This window comes from Cronobacter muytjensii ATCC 51329, from assembly GCF_001277195.1.
GTDB classification, from domain to species: Bacteria; Pseudomonadota; Gammaproteobacteria; order Enterobacterales; family Enterobacteriaceae; genus Cronobacter; species Cronobacter muytjensii.
The window spans coordinates 2218161-2236126 of the sequence record NZ_CP012268.1; the positions used below are offsets into that span (position 1 = coordinate 2218161).

General features: G+C 53.7%; 24 protein-coding genes and 1 pseudogene. 14 read left to right on the forward strand and 11 right to left on the reverse strand.

The window, feature by feature from the left end:
* The first annotated feature begins 32 nt into the window (after positions 1 to 32).
* Positions 33 to 1553, forward strand: a complete 1521-nt coding sequence (locus AFK63_RS10260; RefSeq protein ID WP_038863428.1) for an EAL domain-containing protein — start codon at positions 33 to 35, stop codon at positions 1551 to 1553.
* A gap of 50 nt (positions 1554 to 1603) precedes the next feature.
* Here the strand turns inward: AFK63_RS10260 and AFK63_RS20435 are convergent, their stop codons facing one another.
* Positions 1604 to 1777: a con-10 family general stress protein gene (locus tag AFK63_RS20435; RefSeq protein ID WP_071603689.1), complete on the reverse strand. Its 174-nt coding sequence runs from the start codon at positions 1775 to 1777 to the stop codon at positions 1604 to 1606.
* Positions 1778 to 2209: 432 nt separating this feature from the next.
* Here AFK63_RS20435 and AFK63_RS10265 point away from each other — a divergent pair, with 432 nt between their 5' ends.
* The 3 genes from AFK63_RS10265 (at position 2210) to AFK63_RS10275 (ending at position 4618) form a co-directional block, all read left to right on the forward strand.
* Positions 2210 to 2734, forward strand: a complete 525-nt coding sequence (locus AFK63_RS10265) for a YbaK/prolyl-tRNA synthetase associated domain-containing protein (RefSeq protein ID WP_038863430.1) — start codon at positions 2210 to 2212, stop codon at positions 2732 to 2734.
* A gap of 179 nt (positions 2735 to 2913) precedes the next feature.
* Positions 2914 to 3360: a DUF441 domain-containing protein gene (locus AFK63_RS10270; protein WP_007747682.1), complete on the forward strand. Its 447-nt coding sequence runs from the start codon at positions 2914 to 2916 to the stop codon at positions 3358 to 3360.
* Between the two features lie 76 nt (positions 3361 to 3436).
* Positions 3437 to 4618, forward strand: coding sequence for a CynX/NimT family MFS transporter (locus AFK63_RS10275; protein ID WP_038863431.1), 1182 nt, complete (start codon positions 3437 to 3439; stop codon positions 4616 to 4618).
* Positions 4619 to 4621: 3 nt separating this feature from the next.
* Here AFK63_RS10275 and AFK63_RS10280 read toward each other — a convergent pair whose 3' ends face one another.
* Positions 4622 to 5329: a CTP synthase C-terminal region-related (seleno)protein gene (locus AFK63_RS10280; protein ID WP_038863433.1), complete on the reverse strand. Its 708-nt coding sequence runs from the start codon at positions 5327 to 5329 to the stop codon at positions 4622 to 4624.
* A 209-nt stretch (positions 5330 to 5538) separates the two neighbouring features.
* Between AFK63_RS10280 and AFK63_RS10285 the strand changes: the two genes are divergently transcribed.
* Positions 5539 to 5898 (forward strand): DUF488 domain-containing protein, encoded by a 360-nt coding sequence (locus AFK63_RS10285; RefSeq protein WP_038863435.1) that lies wholly within the window; start codon positions 5539 to 5541, stop codon positions 5896 to 5898.
* 4 nt (positions 5899 to 5902) lie between these two features.
* Here the strand turns inward: AFK63_RS10285 and AFK63_RS10290 are convergent, their stop codons facing one another.
* Positions 5903 to 6208, reverse strand: a complete 306-nt coding sequence (locus tag AFK63_RS10290) for a hypothetical protein (protein ID WP_038863436.1) — start codon at positions 6206 to 6208, stop codon at positions 5903 to 5905.
* Between the two features lie 439 nt (positions 6209 to 6647).
* On the opposite strand from AFK63_RS10290, the gene AFK63_RS10295 reads away from it, so the two are divergent.
* A complete protein-coding gene (locus tag AFK63_RS10295; RefSeq protein WP_038863439.1) occupies positions 6648 to 7589 on the forward strand; it encodes a VirK/YbjX family protein in 942 nt (313 codons plus the stop codon).
* Positions 7590 to 7679: 90 nt separating this feature from the next.
* Here AFK63_RS10295 and AFK63_RS21490 read toward each other — a convergent pair whose 3' ends face one another.
* The 3 genes from AFK63_RS21490 to AFK63_RS21495 all read right to left on the reverse strand — a co-directional run bounded on the left by AFK63_RS21490 (position 7680) and on the right by AFK63_RS21495 (position 9355).
* Positions 7680 to 7853, reverse strand: a complete 174-nt coding sequence (locus AFK63_RS21490) for a hypothetical protein (protein ID WP_007670864.1) — start codon at positions 7851 to 7853, stop codon at positions 7680 to 7682.
* Between the two features lie 124 nt (positions 7854 to 7977).
* Positions 7978 to 8946 (reverse strand): chemotaxis protein, encoded by a 969-nt coding sequence (locus AFK63_RS10300; protein WP_038863440.1) that lies wholly within the window; start codon positions 8944 to 8946, stop codon positions 7978 to 7980.
* Positions 8947 to 9184: 238 nt separating this feature from the next.
* Positions 9185 to 9355 (reverse strand): hypothetical protein, encoded by a 171-nt coding sequence (locus AFK63_RS21495; protein ID WP_167341521.1) that lies wholly within the window; start codon positions 9353 to 9355, stop codon positions 9185 to 9187.
* 149 nt (positions 9356 to 9504) lie between these two features.
* On the opposite strand from AFK63_RS21495, the gene AFK63_RS10305 reads away from it, so the two are divergent.
* Positions 9505 to 9741: a hypothetical protein gene (locus tag AFK63_RS10305; RefSeq protein ID WP_038863442.1), complete on the forward strand. Its 237-nt coding sequence runs from the start codon at positions 9505 to 9507 to the stop codon at positions 9739 to 9741.
* A gap of 224 nt (positions 9742 to 9965) precedes the next feature.
* On the opposite strand, the gene ymcF is transcribed toward AFK63_RS10305, so the two are convergent.
* Both ymcF and cspE read right to left on the reverse strand, forming a co-directional pair.
* Positions 9966 to 10184 (reverse strand): cold shock small protein YmcF, encoded by a 219-nt coding sequence (gene ymcF / locus AFK63_RS20440; protein WP_071603690.1) that lies wholly within the window; start codon positions 10182 to 10184, stop codon positions 9966 to 9968.
* Positions 10168 to 10380: a transcription antiterminator/RNA stability regulator CspE gene (gene cspE / locus AFK63_RS10310; protein WP_038863444.1), complete on the reverse strand. Its 213-nt coding sequence runs from the start codon at positions 10378 to 10380 to the stop codon at positions 10168 to 10170. The genes ymcF and cspE overlap by 17 nt, the downstream gene beginning before the upstream one ends.
* Before the next feature lie 508 nt (positions 10381 to 10888).
* On the opposite strand from cspE, the gene AFK63_RS10315 reads away from it, so the two are divergent.
* Entirely contained in the window at positions 10889 to 11545 is a 657-nt protein-coding gene (locus AFK63_RS10315) for an epoxyqueuosine reductase QueH (protein WP_038863719.1), read from the forward strand.
* 67 nt (positions 11546 to 11612) lie between these two features.
* Here AFK63_RS10315 and AFK63_RS10320 read toward each other — a convergent pair whose 3' ends face one another.
* A complete protein-coding gene (locus AFK63_RS10320) occupies positions 11613 to 12086 on the reverse strand; it encodes a hypothetical protein (protein ID WP_038863445.1) in 474 nt (157 codons plus the stop codon).
* Positions 12087 to 12329: 243 nt separating this feature from the next.
* Between AFK63_RS10320 and AFK63_RS21500 the strand changes: the two genes are divergently transcribed.
* The 3 genes from AFK63_RS21500 (at position 12330) to AFK63_RS10330 (ending at position 13743) form a co-directional block, all read left to right on the forward strand.
* Entirely contained in the window at positions 12330 to 12503 is a 174-nt protein-coding gene (locus AFK63_RS21500) for a YnfU family zinc-binding protein (RefSeq protein WP_165688847.1), read from the forward strand.
* A gap of 364 nt (positions 12504 to 12867) precedes the next feature.
* Positions 12868 to 13092 (forward strand): hypothetical protein, encoded by a 225-nt coding sequence (locus tag AFK63_RS10325; protein ID WP_038863447.1) that lies wholly within the window; start codon positions 12868 to 12870, stop codon positions 13090 to 13092.
* 201 nt (positions 13093 to 13293) lie between these two features.
* Positions 13294 to 13743: a hypothetical protein gene (locus tag AFK63_RS10330; protein WP_038863448.1), complete on the forward strand. Its 450-nt coding sequence runs from the start codon at positions 13294 to 13296 to the stop codon at positions 13741 to 13743.
* 361 nt (positions 13744 to 14104) lie between these two features.
* Here the strand turns inward: AFK63_RS10330 and AFK63_RS10335 are convergent, their stop codons facing one another.
* Entirely contained in the window at positions 14105 to 15010 is a 906-nt protein-coding gene (locus tag AFK63_RS10335) for an NmrA/HSCARG family protein (protein ID WP_038863449.1), read from the reverse strand.
* Positions 15011 to 15150: 140 nt separating this feature from the next.
* Here AFK63_RS10335 and AFK63_RS10340 point away from each other — a divergent pair, with 140 nt between their 5' ends.
* From AFK63_RS10340 to AFK63_RS20445, 3 genes are all read left to right on the forward strand, one after another.
* Positions 15151 to 16068, forward strand: coding sequence for a LysR family transcriptional regulator (locus tag AFK63_RS10340; RefSeq protein ID WP_038863452.1), 918 nt, complete (start codon positions 15151 to 15153; stop codon positions 16066 to 16068).
* A gap of 277 nt (positions 16069 to 16345) precedes the next feature.
* Positions 16346 to 16906, forward strand: a complete 561-nt coding sequence (locus tag AFK63_RS10345) for a hypothetical protein (protein ID WP_038863453.1) — start codon at positions 16346 to 16348, stop codon at positions 16904 to 16906.
* 99 nt (positions 16907 to 17005) lie between these two features.
* Positions 17006 to 17362 (forward strand): nuclear transport factor 2 family protein, encoded by a 357-nt coding sequence (locus tag AFK63_RS20445; RefSeq protein ID WP_071603691.1) that lies wholly within the window; start codon positions 17006 to 17008, stop codon positions 17360 to 17362.
* A gap of 76 nt (positions 17363 to 17438) precedes the next feature.
* On the opposite strand, the pseudogene AFK63_RS10350 reads toward AFK63_RS20445, so the two are convergent.
* A pseudogene (locus AFK63_RS10350) lies at positions 17439 to 17714 on the reverse strand (DUF4113 domain-containing protein); the annotation flags it as partial.
* Positions 17715 to 17966 lie beyond the last annotated feature (252 nt).

Genomic DNA, 17966 nt, shown 5'->3' on the forward strand with positions numbered 1-17966 from the left:
GGGTCTCATTGGGCTTGAATAAAAATGCCGGAATGGCGGGAATAATTCTCGCCAGTCTATTTGCCGTTCTGGCCGCTGCGCAAATTATGTACTGGCGGACAGAAGCAAGCCGCATCAACGATTATAGTCAGGCGGTGCTGGAGCGTAGCGTAACGCTCCTGCAACAGGCAAATGATATTGCCGCCCGCGAAGCGAAAATGGCGCATTATCCCTCCTGTAGTGAAGCCGATCTTAATGCGCTGCGCACGCTGCTATGGAATTATCAGCTGATAAAAGACGTCGGTCGCACCAGCGCGCGCGGGATTTTATGTACGGCGCTATGGGGGCGCCTCCCCATTGCGCAGCCGTTGACCGCAACGGAAAGTTTTGTTGGCCGCAACGGCGCTCGCTGGTTATTAAATCTGCCCTTAACCGATAGCATTAACGTCAGCGCCTGGTGGCGTAACGATCTGCTGGTGATATTTTCTCCTTTTATTTTTACCCGCTTCGAAAAAGACGCAGCGACTGCGCATTACAGCGCCGTTATCACCAATTCTCAGCATAATCACCGCTGGTTTACCCTCGGCCCAACCCAGGCGCTATTAACCGAAGCGGATGCCACCACCCATTACGCCTGGTATTTTATTACCCGCGAACAGTGCAACCGCCAATACGATCTCTGCGTAATTGCTGGCACACATCCTTATGGATTATTGCAGGCGCGCTGGTATACCCTCGCGCTACTTACCGCGCTGGGCCTGGGGCTCGGCATTTTGATCTGTACAAGCCTCGTCTTTTATCGCAGGAAAAAAACATCGCTGCCGACCCGGCTGGAAAATGCCTTAAAAAACGGCGAGATGCGGGTGGTTTATCAGCCAATTTATGAAATAGAAACCGGCCGGATGAAAGGCATGGAGGCGCTGCTGCGCTGGCATGATAATAACGGGGACGCTATTTCGCCGGATCTGTTTATTCCACTTGCGGAAAAAGAAGGGCTGATGGCAAAAATCACAGAATTTGTGACGACGCAGGCCGTGGGTGAAATGGCGGAGTTATTAAACCGGTATGACCTCACGCTCAGTATCAATATCAGCCTCGCCGACCTTTTCTCTCATCATTATCTGGATTTCCTGACTAAACTGACACAAAAAATCGGCCTGCCACCCAGCCGAATTATGCTCGAAATCACCGAGCGGGAAAATGCCACGCTTGCGCATATGGAAGCTGCGATATTACTCTTTAAGCGGCACGGTTTTTTGATAGCGCTTGATGATTTCGGCACTGGTTATTCCACTATCTCCTGGCTGTCGCGTCTGCCGATTGATGAAGTAAAAGTGGATAAAAGCATTACCGATGCGATCGGTACGCCGTCACTGAATAAAACCCTGCTGGTAAATTTAATTCTGATGCTCAAAGCGATGCCACAGCAGATTGTCTTTGAAGGGCTCGAACAGCGGTTGCAGGTCGATTATTTACAGGATAATTTTCCGGGCTGTTATGGGCAGGGCTGGTGGTTTTCACGCCCCGTGGACAGCCAGGCGCTGCGCTTATTACTGAGCATGCAGGCAAAATAAAAACAGCAGCCCTGAGGCTGCTGTATCACAGATAAATTCAGCGAGGCGAATTATTTACGTCCGCCGCCGTGGCTGTTCTGGCCGCCTTTTTTACCTGCTTCAGACGCACGCTCCGGGTCATTTTTAAAATTCCCGCCGCTCTGCTGTCCGCCTTTTTTACCCGCTTCAGATGCTTTTTCACGATCTTCGGCAAAATTGCCGGAACCACCACGATGCTCTGCCATAACAACCTCCGGGTTTGGGTTAGTGTTACCAGAAAAAAGTACTACATTAAAACCTGTTCGCCTGCTGAAAGCAGTATGACATTGTTCGGCCGGAGCGCACTGGTGTGTATCTCATTTCGTAAATGTCGTGCCTGAGAATATTCCCACCAGCACCACGAAGACGAAATTTATTACTCCCATCCGGTGCCACGATTATTTATCCGCCGTGCGGGAACTTTCATTCGCGCTATTACGACCACCGCTTTCATAAGGCACTCTTATGATCTTAATACAGCATTCCAGAGTAAGCCAAACGACACGCCGCCTTTTTTTCAGGTAATAATCCCAGGGCCTTTATTTTACTGGATTTTATTTTGTGTATATTTACTGGCATTGCAAAATAAGCGAGCCGCCAGTATGGTGGAAACGTCATAATATAAGCGAGGCGAGATAATGAAAGGCGTGGATATTCATCAAATGCTGGTGGACTTACTGACCACAGGCCAGGCGCGGTTTCGCATGGTGGAACATGAGGCGATGGGCAAATGCGAGGCGGTATCGGAAATTCGCGGCACGCAACTCAGCCAGGGGGCCAAAGCGCTGGTATGCAAAATCAAAGGCAACGGCGTAAAACAGGTGGTGCTGGCGGTACTCGGGGCCGATTTGCAGGCCGACCTGACGCAGTTAGCGCAACATCTTGGCGGCACCAAAGCGTCGCTTGCGAGCCCTGCGGAAGTCGATGAACTCACCCGCTGTGTTTTCGGGGCTATCCCGCCGTTCAGTTTTCACCCGTCGCTCCGGCTCGTCGCCGACCCGTTACTCTTTGAGCGTCACGATGAGATCGCCTTTAACGCCGGTCTGCTTGAAAAATCGATTATCATGGACACCGCTGACTATCTGCGCCTGGCGAAACCCACGCAGATTGCGTTTCACCGCGCGGCGTCTACCAGCGCTTCTCCAGAAACCGCACCGCAATAATCAGCGTAGCGGCGACGGCGAAAAAGAAGGTGGTTAACCAGAGTGTGTCGGGCGATAGCAAGTCGTTCATCGTCTCTCCGGGTCTCTCGCCTGTCAGGAAGCAGGCTCCACAGATACCGGCTTTTGATTGCAAAATAATGACGACAGGCCGACAGGCCCTTTTTGGCAAGGAACTCAAGATGTTCGATATTACGCTGCTTATCCTGCTGGCGCTGGCCGGTCTGGGATTTGTCAGCCATAACATGGCGGTGACGGTCTCGGTTCTTGTACTGATCGTTATCCGGATGACGCCGCTCAGCGCCTGGTTTCCGTGGGTTGAAAAACAGGGCGTCACCGTTGGCATCATCATTCTGACCATCAGCGTGATGGCCCCCATCGCCAGCGGCACCCTGCCCACCTCCACGCTGTTTCATGCTTTTCTTAACTGGAAATCGCTGGTGGCTATCGCCGTCGGCATTTTTGTTTCCTGGCTTGGCGGCAAGGGCGTGGCGCTGATGGGCAGCCAGCCGTCGATTGTGGCCGGTCTGCTGGTTGGCACGGTGCTCGGCGTGGCGCTCTTTCGCGGCGTGCCGGTCGGGCCGCTTATCGCCGCGGGCCTGGTGTCGCTGCTGATTGGCCGCCAGTAGCCGTGCGTTTTGTTTTTGATCTTTTCATCCGCAGTATTCGCGCGGTATCCCCACGCCGCGCGCCCATGAGGAACCCATGACTAACCTGACTTCTTCGCGTCGCGGCGGCTGGCTGCTGCTGGCAGGCATTCTGATGATTGCCACTACGCTTCGCGTCACTTTTACCGGCGCCGCTCCCCTGCTGGACGCTATCCGCCTTGACTTTACCCTCTCCACCGCCGCGACCGGCCTGTTAACCACGTTGCCGCTGCTCGCCTTCGCGCTGGTATCGCCGCTGGCGGCGGGGAGCGCGAGGCGTTTCGGTATGGAGCGCAGCCTCTGCGGCGCGCTGCTCTTTATCTGCGCCGGTATTGCCCTGCGCTCGTCGGGCGGCGCGGCGGCGCTCTTTACCGGCACCGCGCTTATCGGCTGTGGCATTGCCTTTGGCAACGTCCTGCTGCCCGGCATGATCAAACGTGATTTTCCAGGCCAGGTGGCGAAACTCACCGGCGCGTATTCCCTGACAATGGGGCTTGCGGCGGCGGCGGGCTCGGCGCTGGTAGTGCCGGTAGCGGCCTTCAGCGGCGGCTGGCGCGGCGCGCTGCTGGCGCTCATGGTCTTTCCGCTCCTCGCGCAGCTGCTCTGGCTGCCGCAGCTGCGCGCGGCGCGCGGCGATGCCGTCGGCGGCGCGGCGCTGCATAACCGTGGCATCTGGCGCTCGGCTCTGGCCTGGCAGGTCACCCTCTTTCTCGGCGTCAATTCGCTTATTTATTACATCGTCATCGGCTGGCTGCCGTCGATTCTGCTAAGCCGCGGTTATAGCGAGGCGCAGGCCGGTTCGCTGCACGGGCTGATGCAGCTCGCCACCGCCGTGCCGGGCATCGCGGTGCCGCTGTTGCTGGCAAAATTACGGGATCAGCGCGCCATCGCCGTACTGACGGCGCTGCTCTGTGCGCTAAGCCCGATCGGGCTGTGGCTTTTCCCTGGGCAGGCGGCCTGCTGGGTAGTGATTTTTGGGTTCGGCTCGGGGGCGACCATGATCCTCGGCCTGACGTTTATCGGCCTGCGCGCCAGTTCAGCGCATCAGGCGGCGGCGCTCTCCGGCATGGCGCAATCGGTGGGATATCTGCTGGCGGCGTGCGGGCCGCCGGTTATTGGCAGGCTCCACGATCTGACGCAGAGCTGGAGCCTGCCGCTGCTGCTGTGCGCCGCGCTGGCGGTGGTTATGGCCATCGCGGGCGGGTTCGCCGGACGCGCACGGGAAATCGGCGCGCCTTAATGATTAGCGACGGGCAGCGCGCAGGAATTCACGCACCAGCGGTACCGGACGCCCGTCAAGCGCGCCGCGCTCATGCTGGAACAGCGTCGCCACGAAGAACGGATGGGTGGTGAGTTCGACGGCGCGCACGTCGCCGTCGTTATCCCAGCCGGTGACTTTCAGCGCGTCGCCGTTCAGCGCCTCAACGAATTCCGGTGATACGCCGAAGCGACAGCGATACGCCTCTTCTATTTCCATTCGCCCGTAAGCGCGCGCGATAAGCGTATGTGGGCGCAGTTCAATCTCGCCGGTCTGCTCCACCAGTGAACAGCTGAGCGGCGAAATCACCAGCCTGCCGCCCTGCGCCGTTTCGCCGTGGCTGGCGTCTTCCCAGCCCAGCACGTTGCGGGCGTATTCTATGACCGCATGCTGAAAACCGCCGCAGGTGCCGAGAAACGGGATCGCATTTTCACGCGCGTAACGAATGGCGATAAACGCGCCATCTTCATTGTCGTAAGGGCTGCCGGGCACGACCCAGACGGCATCATAGCCGACAAGATCTTCCGCGCTTGCGATCTCTTTGGTCGGGAGCCAGTCGTAGTCGGCAGTGAGTTCCAGCACGGCGGCAGCGTCGTCAATCGCAAGCGGAATAGCCTGATGCGCGACGGTTTCGGCATTATAGTCGCCGACCAGGGCGATACGGAGTGTGGATGAGAGCGGAGAGGTTTCCATGAGGTTTTCCTTATGCATGAACGGATTGAGCATAACATAAGGAACATCAGCATACCGACAGGCGCGCCCGCGAACAACACCCAAAATCAGCAGGGAACCTGTTGCCTGCTCTTTTGCGAGACGTCCCGGACAAAGATGTCTTGCCGTTTGCCTGGCGTCCGTTGCAGGCAGATAATCCCTCCGGTCATAACCATATGCAGGAGGCAATGATGATTGCGTTAAAACGCGTTTACGACGAGCCGGACGCGCAGGACGGCTACCGGGTGCTGGTGGACAGACTCTGGCCACGCGGCATTAAGAAAACGGATCTGCCGCTGGATGAGTGGAATAAAACGCTCGCGCCCTCGACCGCGCTTCGCAAAGCGTTGCATGGCGAGGTAATTGACTTCGCGCACTTCAGCGAGCGCTACCGTGAGGAGTTAGCCGCGCAGCAGGAAGAAGGCGCACGACTCGCGGCCATCGCCCGTAACGGGACGCTGACGTTGTTGTACGGCGCAAAAGACAGGCAGCAGAACCACGCACAGGTGCTTGCCGCGTGGCTCCGGGAGATAACGGCTGGCGGGCGTTAAATCGTCAGTCGAGCAGCAGCGCCGTCTCTTCGAGCGGCAGCAGTTCGCCGTCAAGCGGCATAAGGTGTTCAGCGCGCACAAACGCAAAGCCGGTCTGGCCATCGGCGGCGACGACATTACCGGTCACCAGCCAGAGCGGGCGGGCGCAGGCCGTCGGCAGCTCGGTCATAAACCCGGTCACCGGGTTGATAAAGCGCTCGCCAGGCTGGCAGAGGCTGAAAAGCTCAACAGATTTACCAATATTTCCCCGACCGGCAGCGGTACGGGCGCCGATGATAATGGCGAGAGCGCCTGGTTTGAGTTGTTGCATGGGGTCTTTCCGCGTTCGCAATACAGTAAATGAAACGTGTAGATCAGAACATTCTTATGTCGCGATGTAAAGATTTCTGAATCAAAAAATCGGCAGGTGCCCGTACAAATCGCCTTATTTTCTTCATTATCCCGCCACGCTTGTTTGTTAAGCTGCCGTCGTTCTCATGATTGTCTGAAGAACTGCCATTTTTGCCTCATCTTTACCCCACGGCAGGAGCGGCTCACGGCTCCCTGAGCGCACTACCGGCAATTGCCCTGCCTGTATCGCGACTCATCGTCGTACTTTCCGCTCTCCTTCGCATCGGCGGGGTATTTTTTCCTTCTGTGCGCCCCTCTCCCTGGAATTTGCCTGATGACGTCGCATTGAGGTGCCGTTTAGAAAGCCGTTTCGCCGTATCGATATACTTCGTCAATTCGCGGTATCTCAGGTTTTTCTTATGTCGGTCATCACCTCTCACGCTGCCGAACCCTCGCGTAGCGGCATGGATCTTATTAAAGCTCTCTCCACCGGCGCGCTGATGCCCGGCGGGTTATGGGCGAAAAAAAGCTATCGGCTCAAATTCGCGCTGCGCAGCTGTCTTTATCTGCCCGCCACGCTGCGTTTTATGGATTCGCTGGCGACGAACCCGCGCTTTGAGCAACTGCTGAGCGTGCAGAACACGCTGCCGGGAAAAATTCATCGTCACTATCTGCGTCTCGGATTAAGCGCCGGCGAGCGCGCCAGCGCTATCATCAATCACTATCAGTTCGTGAGCGAGCAGGCTTCGCCGCGTCTGGCAGACGCGCTTTGCGCTACGCGCCCGCAGCCGCTGTTCCGGCTGGCGGCGAAAGACAAACAGGTGGTTATCAGCGTTTCCTCGGCCCACAAAGCCGAGCGCGAAGGCGAAAGCACGCTGTGGCTGCACTGCGATGACGTGCTGCTGGCGAGCCTGACGTTTAGTATTGTGCGCGACGCCACGGGCTACGGCATCGCCATCGGCGGCCTGCAGGGCCCGCGCCGCAGCGTGCCGCACGACGCCATCCGCGATGCCACCAAAGCCTGCTACGGCGTCTTCCCGAAACGTCTTTTGATGGAAGTGCTGTGGCTGATGACAGGCCAGTTCGGCATGACCCACTTCGAGGCGGTGAGCAACGACGGCCACGTCTTCCGCGGGCTGCGTTACCGCTTTAGCAAAGGGCGGCACTTTTTTGCCAGTTACGATGAGTTCTGGGAATCGATTGGCGGCGAGCGTCGCGGCGCGCGCTGTTTCGCCCTGCCGCTTGTGGCCGCGCGCAAACCGCTGGAAGAGGTCGCCAGTAAAAAACGCTCCGAATACCGCAAGCGTTACGAGCTGCTGGATTCGCTGGCAGAGCAGTGGCGCGAGCTGAACGCGCAGTAATGCTCAGGCGGCCTTCAGGCTGCCTTTGTATGCCGCTCCGTGCGGGCGGCAATGCTGCGCGCATTAAAAAACCGCCTGGCGGCGGCTTTTTTATTTGGCGTCATCTTCCGAGCGGTACGGCCCTTTTTCGTCGTCATCGCTGTCGTCACGCTTGCGCGTCACTTCCCCTTCCGGGCCCGGCGTGCCGCCCCCCTGCTCTTCAGCCTGTAAGCGAAAAGCCTGCTCTTTTTGCGATTCACCGAAGTATCCGAAACCAAAAAACATGATGACCTCCTGTATCCATCAGAGTTAACACATTAAGTGTAGCTGACCAGAAAGCCTTCGCAGGCGCGGTATGCTTACCGTCTGTCTGAAAAATGCAGACCCCGGCGGCGCCGGAGCCTGACCGTCAGCCTGCCGCTTTGTCGAGCACGCGCTCGATAGCCGACGAGAGTTCGTTGATTTCAAACTTCGCCACGTAGCCATCGGCGCCCACTTTACGCACGTGATCTTCGTTAGCGCTGCCTGAGAGCGACGAGTGGATCACAACCGGAATTTTCTTCAGCGTGGCGTCCATTTTGATATTACGTGTCAGGGTAAAGCCGTCCATCTCCGGCATTTCGAGGTCAGTCAGTACCATCGCGATTTTATCGGTAATCGACTGCCCTTCCGCCTGCGCCTCTTTCGCCATCAGCTTGATTTTTTCCCAGGCTTCAAGGCCCGTCGTGTGCATGATGGCCGGAATGCCCATGCTCTTGAGACCATGCTCCAGCATTGAGCGCGCCACTTTGGAATCTTCTGCGACAATGGCGACCGCGCCCGGCTTGAGTTTAAAGCTGCGCTCCTTGACCACCGTGTTTGGCTGGCCGTCGCGCACCGACGGGATGATGTCATACAGGATCTGTTCGACATCAAGCACCAGCGCCAGTTCGTTGCTCTGGTTGTCGCTGTCGAGACGCGCGATGCTGGTGATATTACGGGAACTGACGCCCGATTCCGCCGTATGCACCTGGCTCCAGTCGAGGCGAATAATGTTCTCTACCGACTCCACCGCGAAGGCCTGAGTACTGCGCGCATATTCTGTCACCAGCAGCAGGTTAAGCCCGGTGGAGGGTTTGCAGCCAGTGACCGCCGGAAGATCGACCACCGGAATGATCTGACCGCGAATATTCGCCATGCCGAGCAGCGGCGCCTGCATACCTGCCGCTTTGGTAATGGTCGGCATCGGCACAATTTCGCGCAGTTTAAAAACGTTAATACCGTACAGCTCAGGTTTTTCCTCGTCGCTCGCAGAGCCCAGCCGGAAGAGCAGCAGTTCGAATTTATTCGATAAAGCGAGATTCGCCCTCTCATCAATATCTTTCTGGAAGTTATCCATATTTGCCTCAAAGGTACGTGGGTGGTGGCTCATGCTGCGAAAGGGACAACACGCTGGTGCCTGGTTTCAGGCAAGCCTGGCGCCTGAATTTGCTTTAAATCGTTATCGGCAGCTTTTGGAAAAAATAGAGGGCACAGAAAGCGACAAAATGTCGGCGGGATGTAAAAAAGGAGAGCGGGCGCAAAAAATAACAAAGCCGCCCGCAGGCGGCGCTGGAAAAGCGTCGGAAAAACCTGTGTCAGGGCGCCTTGCGCCATGCGTCGCGCAGCGATTCCCGCCCGTGCTGCTCCTCTTTTTCAGGCAGATCGTCCTCTTCCCACGGGTTGATGGTATCCGGCGCGTCTTCCGGCAATCCGTGATGTTCATTATCATCCGCAAGCGGTCTGTCGGGATGGCGATGGTCAGACATTTTTCTATCCTCATAATCCACGGGAGACAGAAAAAGTGTAGCCTGGCCTGCGCATGCCGGACGCTTTTCTGCCTCTCCCCCCTCGCCAACGCTCTGCCGAGCGGCTAAAGTGAAACTTAGCGCCGACGCACTCACCAGAAGAGGTACAAATGACGGGCTCGATTGACGAGATTATTGAAAAACTTCAGACGCGCATCCTGGCGTACGAGATTCTGTTCCAGTCATTGCTGGAAGAAGTGCCCGCCGTGCTGAAGGAACGGGTGGTTGATAACGCGCGTCACCACTTCGCAAGCCTTGAAGCAGGCGTCAACAGCGATCCGGAGCGGGCGCAAAAAATCACCGCCGCGCGCGCGGTGGTGGAGCAGCTATTAGCCCGCAAACACTGATTGCCTCTCCTGCTTTAGCGCGACGCCCCGGCGTCGCGTTTTTCTTTCCCGCTCTTCTGGCAGGCTCTGCGTCCATGACGACGCACGTCCAGGGCTTTATCATAGCGTCACATGAATATTGCCGCCCCTGGCACTGCTTGCACCGTCAGAGTAACCGGTGACTTTAGCGCCTGAAAAGCCAAAAGAAAAAGCCCGCAAGCGGGCTTTTTTTACAGAATGCGATATTAGCGATGCGTATTCGTTTCCGAATGTCTCATCGCATAACTGTCATAACGTTCGGCATTCCCTACCAGCATCACGTTTTTACAAAATATACATTTTGCGCCGTGTGGGTTTTTATCGGTCACGTCGAAACGGGAAATACGGTACTGCGAGCCATGACACGCAGGACATCTGAAATGCAACCCTGCAGCAATCATGTCGTCTTTAAAGCGCCACCACATTCACGGCTGACGGGCCTTTAGCGCCGTTTTCAACCGAGAATTCAACCTGCTGACCTTCGGTCAGCGTGCGAAAATTGTCGCTCTGGATAGCGGAAAAGTGAACGAACACGTCTTTGCTGCCGTCTGCCGGTGCGATAAAACCAAAGCCTTTATCCGCGTTAAACCATTTCACTGAACCACTGATTCTGTTAGCCATACTATTACCTTTATACTTGAGCCTTGCGGCGAAAATGGTTTGAAGAACAGAAATATTCAGTGCTTAAGAGGAAACTCAAGAAAAGAGATATCAAAGGATAACGTCTGGAAATGAGCACAACTGAAGCGGAGGACTTATCGCGACCACTGCACACGGATTCTGCATATCAAACCGAGGAGTCCATTAACGCATGCCCGGATTTTTTAAGCAAGCAATACTCGGTCTTTTACAAAACTATATATTTAAAAAGCGACAACTATTTTTGCTAGTTCATTATTGAGCGAATTGCCAGCGCGGCGCATAAATAAATCATCCGTACACATTTAAACACAGCGGCCCAGAGATATTTTTGACAAGAGAATATATTTTCTTATGGCTCCGCTATTTTACCTGGCTTTTTCCAACATGCGGTCAGGCGTTGTAAAATTGTCCAAACGCGGCGTGATGCGTGCGTCGCGCATAAAATATTGTTAAGGTTTATCTCAGGACAACACGGAACGAGGTAATGATGAACGCGTTTGTCAGACCCACACTGACGCTACCCAATCAGGAACAAAAACTGCTGCTGCACTCCTGCTGCGCGCCTTGCTCGGGCGAAGTCATGGAGGCGCTCCACGCTTCAGGTATCGATTACACTATCTTTTTCTACAACCCCAATATTCATCCCCAAAAGGAATATCTGCTGCGCAAAGAGGAAAATATGCGCTTTGCCGATCAACACGGTATTCCTTTTGTGGACGCGGATTACGATACCGATAACTGGTTCGAGCGCGCCAGGGGCATGGAATGGGAGCCAGAGCGCGGTGTTCGCTGCACCATGTGCTTCGATATGCGCTTTGAGCGCACCGCGCTTTATGCGCATGAGAATGCCTTTAAAGTGATCAGCAGTTCGCTCGGCATTTCCCGCTGGAAAAACATGCAGCAAATTAACGACTGCGGGCATCGCGCCGCGGCCCCTTATGAGGGCATGGTGTACTGGGATTATAACTGGCGCAAACAGGGCGGCTCCGCGCGCATGATTGAAATCAGCAAACGCGAGCGTTTTTATCAGCAAGAATATTGCGGTTGCGTCTATTCACTACGCGACTCCAACCTGCACCGTAAATCTCAGGGACGCCCGCTTATCAAAATCGGTACGCTCTATTATGGCGATGATGAAGCCTGACAGGCATTATTGCATTAAGAGCTTACTTACCGCAAAACACAGCCCGGCTTCATACCGGGCTGTATCTTTAATCATTGCTACAACTGCCTGAATCGCTGTCGGAGCCGCTATCTGAACTGCAACTGTCGGAATAGCTGTGGTGATGCGATGCGCTTAAATGCGCAGGCGTGGAATTACCAGGCGCAGGGTTATTTACGGGGTGATGCGTAGTGTCGGTGTAATAGCTCGTATCACCGTTCTGTCCGTGTGGCGCGCGGGTAAAAAGCCAGATGAACGACTTAAGCACGTGCAGCACCACCGGAATGCCGACCAGCGCCTGAATGCTGCGTGTGACTGAAAACGATGTCAGCATCACCTCATCCGCCGTTACATACTCTGTTAGCGGTGTCAGGGCTATTATCTGCACCAGGGCAAACCATGCTCCTGACAGCAGGCAATACACCAGTGCGCTGTAAAGAATAAACGTCACCAGTTGCTTAATCGTCAGCCGGTAGCCCCAGCGAAACGTATTTTTAAGCCAGATCAGATAGCCGTGGCTCATCCCTTTATTCCTTTTCTTATTCGCGTTCTATCCCAGATTACCGCATCAACAAAGACGAATTAAGCTACCAGAATGGTCATCACGCTTATGCCTGCCGTTAACAGAACCCTCGCCCCGTAAGCGCAACGTCGTAATGTAAGCGCTGCATAAAAAACGCGCATGTGCCAAATAAAATGCGAAATTACGGGCTATTGAGCCTGGAAGTGTGTAAGGTGCCCCCTCCTGACATCAAAGAAGATACTTATGGCTATTCATAAAAGAAAATCCCAAGACAGTTACTTAAGCCGCGTGACCTGCCCTAAATGCAGTGAAAAATCTGAACACAGCTCCGCCCGCGTCAATAAGAAAAAAACGCTCATCTGCCCCGCCTGTAATCATTTATTTATCTCTGCACAAACCCCAGCCAGTCAAAATTAATGTTGTATCTGCGTTCCCGCAGCCGGTTAAAAGCACCGGCCAGTGCTGGTGCTTTTAATTCGTTTCAAAATCCCCGTATCACTGAATTAATTAAAGGTTGTCTCTTTTTCATGGCTGTCCCTCCCCTTGCGCGGTTTCATCGTGCCCCTGCGCTTATCCTCTTATAATTTCATTTAAGCCCTACACGTGCAGAAAAGCCTCAGGGTTATCATAAGCGCCTGTCAGTCGATGCTGCCCGATTAAGCGTCCACAAAAATCTGTTACCTTTTGCCGTAGTGCCCGGTATGATTCTGCTCAGTTGAGACGGTTCTCAAGCCAACCGTACAGGCAATAGCAGCGGATCCAATTAGCAGGAGAGTTCTGAATGGGCATCGTAAACCCCGAAAACATGGACGCTATTTACAGAGTGATAGGAAAGGCGGTGTCACGTTTGATAGTGTCAGGAATACCTGTAAAGACAGATAATATACTGGCACAGCTCAGGGATTCTGAAGAACAGACTGTGGATGGAACAAGACAGATATACGTTGAAGCCATTCGCCTGGTGACGAACGGCGCGGATGGCGCTGTGCAACAAAGGCAGTCCTGACGACAAACTCGCTAACGCGTCTGGTGGGTTATTCAGAGGCGATGGGCGGTCTGCTCTTCACGGGTTCCGCCCGTTGAGGTACCGTCATTCGGATGGCTGGCCGCGTATTGCTGCCAAAGGTATGCCACGCACGAACTGCCCCCTGTGCATGCCCTTTTACTCATTAACATGATGGGGAAAAGGGCCGAAAGAGAGTAAAACATGAAGGATGTTTTGGGGTTTTCAACCGTCTTATTATTACCGGTTATATTCATCTTTTTAGGAAGATGGTTTTTAAACTGGATGCGCCAGGCGAAAAAAATCGTTCCCGCTGACAACGGCATGATAAAAATATCGTGCAACCCTTCCATTTTCGCGCGTTTTGCCAAGAAGGAAGCGTATTTCTATGACAGCGCATATTTATATCAGGTGAAAAATGACATTACGGTTAAAGTGCATTTTTCAGACATACTGCAAATCAAACCAGGCTTTACCACTCTTAATAACCGACGCAAATGGTCCGTGATTTATCTCAACCATGGGCAAAAAAAAGAGTTTCAGTTTTATCATAACATTACGTTTTTCAACCATAACTTCGCGGTTTTTTTACTGGCGGTAAAAGAAGCCAACCCTGCGGCTGACGTCAAAGCGTTATCGGCGTTTAATTGGTAAATTAATCAGAGAGATATAGCGTAAATCTTTATTTCTCATGGGATCCATTTGCCCGTTTTTATGCTGATGGCGCTTGCCATTTTCATATCCCGAATAAATAACGGGGGCACGGCGGCTCCCGTTCCTGGCAAATCCAACCCGCAAGTTAACATGCAAATGATGCAACTCTCGCGTTTAGGTAAAGCCCTCATCGTGCTTTCAATTGCTATTTCTGTTTACGATATTTATAACGCAGACGATAAAATTTCGGCGCCAGGAAGACAACTTGCCATAAACAGTGCGGGCAGGACGAGGTGACAAACCAGGTTCGCCGCAAAACGATTCATCACATCCATGACTCACTGCGGCAACCTGAAACAGTTTACTTCATATTAAGTGCGAAATTGGCCCTGGCCCAGGAGCCAAAAGAAGCCGGATGGCCCCCCGCGATCTTATTGGCAAGTGCAATGGCAGCCTGGTGCGACCCCGGCCCCAGATAGGTATATTTTTCGTAATAGGCCAGCGTATCGCCCAGCGCCTGCGCGCCAGGAAAAAAACTGGCATAGACATTCCGTGGAACCTGTTTAAAGGTGACGTGATGCCCATGCTGATTTAGCGTTTCTACAATCTCACTGAAGCTCAGGAAATCGCCGACAAGCGGCAGGTAAGCACCCTGTCCGGCGATATCAGGATGGGCAAATGCACCGGCCACAATTTTGCCAAGCTCGTTTATATCGCCCATATGAATGCAGCGAACGTCAGGGTTAATCGGCAGGACCCATCCATAGCTCCCGTCCTGTTGCTTTTGCGGACCAAAGGGGCCTGTGAAGTTTTGATAATAAGCTGGCGGTACGACGAAAGTGTAATAAGTGAAATCAGCCGCTTTTACCAGACTGTCGATTCTGGCTTTATTGGTAAACTGCGGGAGCCTGAATTCACCCTGAGTCACTGATTCAACATCAGGAAGCGTGGACCAGATAAAATGTTTCACCCCCGCTGATTTTGCGGCTTCGATCGCTGATGTTGCCTGCTTCTTCTCATCTGTGCCCTGTTGCCAGTAATCAGTTACCAGAAATACGCCGTATACACCTTTTAATGCGTCGCAGAGCGTTTCAGGCTTTTCAAGATCCGCATACAGGGCTTCGTCAGCCTCGCCGGTATAGTTCTGCGGGGTACGGGACAATGCCCGTACCCTGAACTGACTGGCTGTTTTTAGCGCCTGCACCACGCCTTTTCCCTGGTGACCGGTTGCTCCGAACACAGCAATAATTTTCTTTTCTTCTGCCATTTCACACCTTCTGGATAACGTTCTGGATAAGTGGCCAGGCATCAGATTTGTGCCCGGATGTCGTCAGGCAAAGCTTGCCGCTGAGCGGAATCCGTGACAATACTCTTTAAACTGTCATCACCTGACCGAAAACGATCCATATGCCGCCTGGTGCAGAAACCTCCGAACTCATTGCGTTTACGAAAACTGTCGATGCGAAATCACTCTCCCGCGCCGCGGCGGAACTGGGCGTTCCCCGGGCAACGCTGAGCCGTCGGATTGCGCAGCTTGAAAAAAAGCTGGGCACACGCCTGCTCCTGAGAACCACCCGAAGCCTGGCGCTGACAGAACCGGGAGCAGTCTTCTATAAAGAGGCCATCATCGCGCTTGAGGCGATAAAACAGGCAGAGCAGAGTGTGTCCCGTTCCGGGGACTGTTTACGGGGGGATCTGCGTGTATCGCTTCCTCCCGGTATGAAAAAGAGCTTCAGGACGATGCTTTGTGAATTTATTGCTCAGCACCCTTTGCTGCGCGTCCATGTTCACACGTCCAGTCATCATATCGATTTCCGAAGCGGAGGATTCGACGTTGCCCTGAGAGCCAGTAGCCAAATGCAGCCGGGGTTGATTGCCCGCACGCTTTTTCGCGATCCGGTGATTGCCGTCGCCTCACCGGACTATCTCTCAGGCAAGGGTGTCCCTGTCACCCTGGATGACCTCAGCGCTCATCAATGCCTGATGGGATTTGCCCGTGGGGAGTTACCGGAGATGTACTGGCCTTTGCTTTCTGGAGAGAGGATAAAGGTGGACGGCGCGTTTTTTTCTGACGATATTTCCCTGCTTTGTGAGGCGGCTATCAACAACCGTGGCATTGCACTTTTGCCTGAAGAGTTGATTGGTGAACACCTGCAGCAGGGCGCACTTGTCCCGGTACTGAGAGGTATCATTGGGACTGAAATGCAGATTGCAGTGGTTTATCCGGATCGTCACTTTTTATTGCCCCAGGTTCGCGCCTTTATTGAGGCAGTCGTTAGCTGGGTCGCTTCAGAGCGTGAGCAGCAACAGCGCCGCATCGGTTAGCGACGTGACCGGGGCCATAATCATCTATAAATATCATATATTTCCAGCGATTACGAAAATAATCACAAACCTGGACAGTCTGCGTCCGCTTTTCGCTCACAGCGGACCTTCAGTTCAGCCAGCAATGTCCGCCCCGTGCCAGAAGCGGACGTTGCTAACACTTGAATGTACTCATCCGCGGGGCCCGGTCAGCGCAATATGGCAACCTAAGGCGCTGTCGTGACATCAGCTTGTAAAGTAGTATGTGTTCTTCTGCTGTTCACACTTTGGATACTTAATGACATTGCAAGCGACTTGGCTTGAACAGCCTAAGCCCGGTGATGAAAGGGAAGGTGTTCCGATCATCAACGTCAATCCCTTTGGCGCTAATGGAGAAAAGAATCGACGACTGTTAATCAGTAAGGGCGGTGAGCCCATTGTGATTTTACAGTTATATATACGTGCCGACGAGGATGGCTGGCTGATTTCCAGCGCCTTTTGTGATTTCCTACTGAATGAATCCCAGGTGGCAATCATTTGTGGCGACCACTTTCATGTTGTTGAGATGACCACACACTCGTTCAGAAGCCATCCACTAGGTGATTACGTTGGCCATATTTATTCAGTTCCTGACATCCATTCTGACAGGCTACATAATCGGGTTCTGGTCACCACTTACTGCCACGTTTTTCTGATGGATATTGCTGCGGGCATTCTCTGGAAATCCAGGCAGTGCGCCATTGATGGCGTGATCATTACATCGATAGAGAATGAGACGGTGCTGGGCCTGGGAGAGTGGGACCCGCCAGGAGGTTGGGAACCTTTTAAGCTCGATCTTAAAACGGGCATCCCGATTTGAAGAAGGGGGCCCCCTCACAGTTTTCGGCCGGCGCGGACGTTGCATTCCAGCAATTATTGCCTTAAGAGTTAATGTTCGATTGTGATGAGGACAAACACTATGCTCCTGGGGACGCTAAAAAGACTTGAACGCTCTCTTCATAGAAGCAGGCGGAAAGATCGGGTATGGCTTGAACAGATACTCCACGAAAGATTTAGCGAAATAACACGCTCAGGTGTAGTCGTTGATCGTACTCAGACTATTGAAGCGCTTTTGAGTGAAGATAATGTTCCGGTTATTCTTAGTCGTGATTACCGGCTTATCAGCGTTGGAAATAATTTCGCAATATTGCACTACAGAACTGTTAATCCAAATGGCAGTCGTGCAACCCTACGTTCTTCATATTGGGAATTTTCTGCGAACGGGCAATGGAAATTGGTATTCCACCAGGGAACGCCAGAGGCAGGGAGCGTATAGATGCCAGATACAATGTCCGCTTTTCGCTCAAAGCGGACCTTCTCATTTCTTTAATGCCTGAACAATACCCCTTTTATCATGCCCGCACGGTCGGCACATCAGCCAGCCGTGTCGTATAGCACGGCGATAGCATCTCGCGCTTCATCTGCCACGCCTGCTGGATACCCTGTTCCGCAAAATAGAGTGTTCCCCTGCCCTGCTGGTTGAGTTTATCCATCAGGAACATCAGTGCCGCGCTGTTCGCGCGCGGCGCATTCTCGTCGAAAAGATTCAGCTGCGCCACGCCCTGGCTGAAAAAGTCACCCAGCATCACACCTGCTTTCTGGTACCGGTGGCCGTCGCGCCAGAAAACATTTCTGCAACTGGTCTCTGACCCCGAATTTAACTTACCCCAATACTATTTAGATTCTGCTTTCGCCTTAAGACGTATTGCCCACCACACACCCGCCGCGATGGCAAACACAAGCGCAGTTGCAGGTAAGCCGATGAATAAGAGCGAGGCGTTCGCAGACATTTGATCTTCACCATATACCGGTCCGTAAAAAAAGTGTGCCAGAGTTGGAAATGCCGCGATAAAGACTCCACCCCCAACGATAAGGCCGGC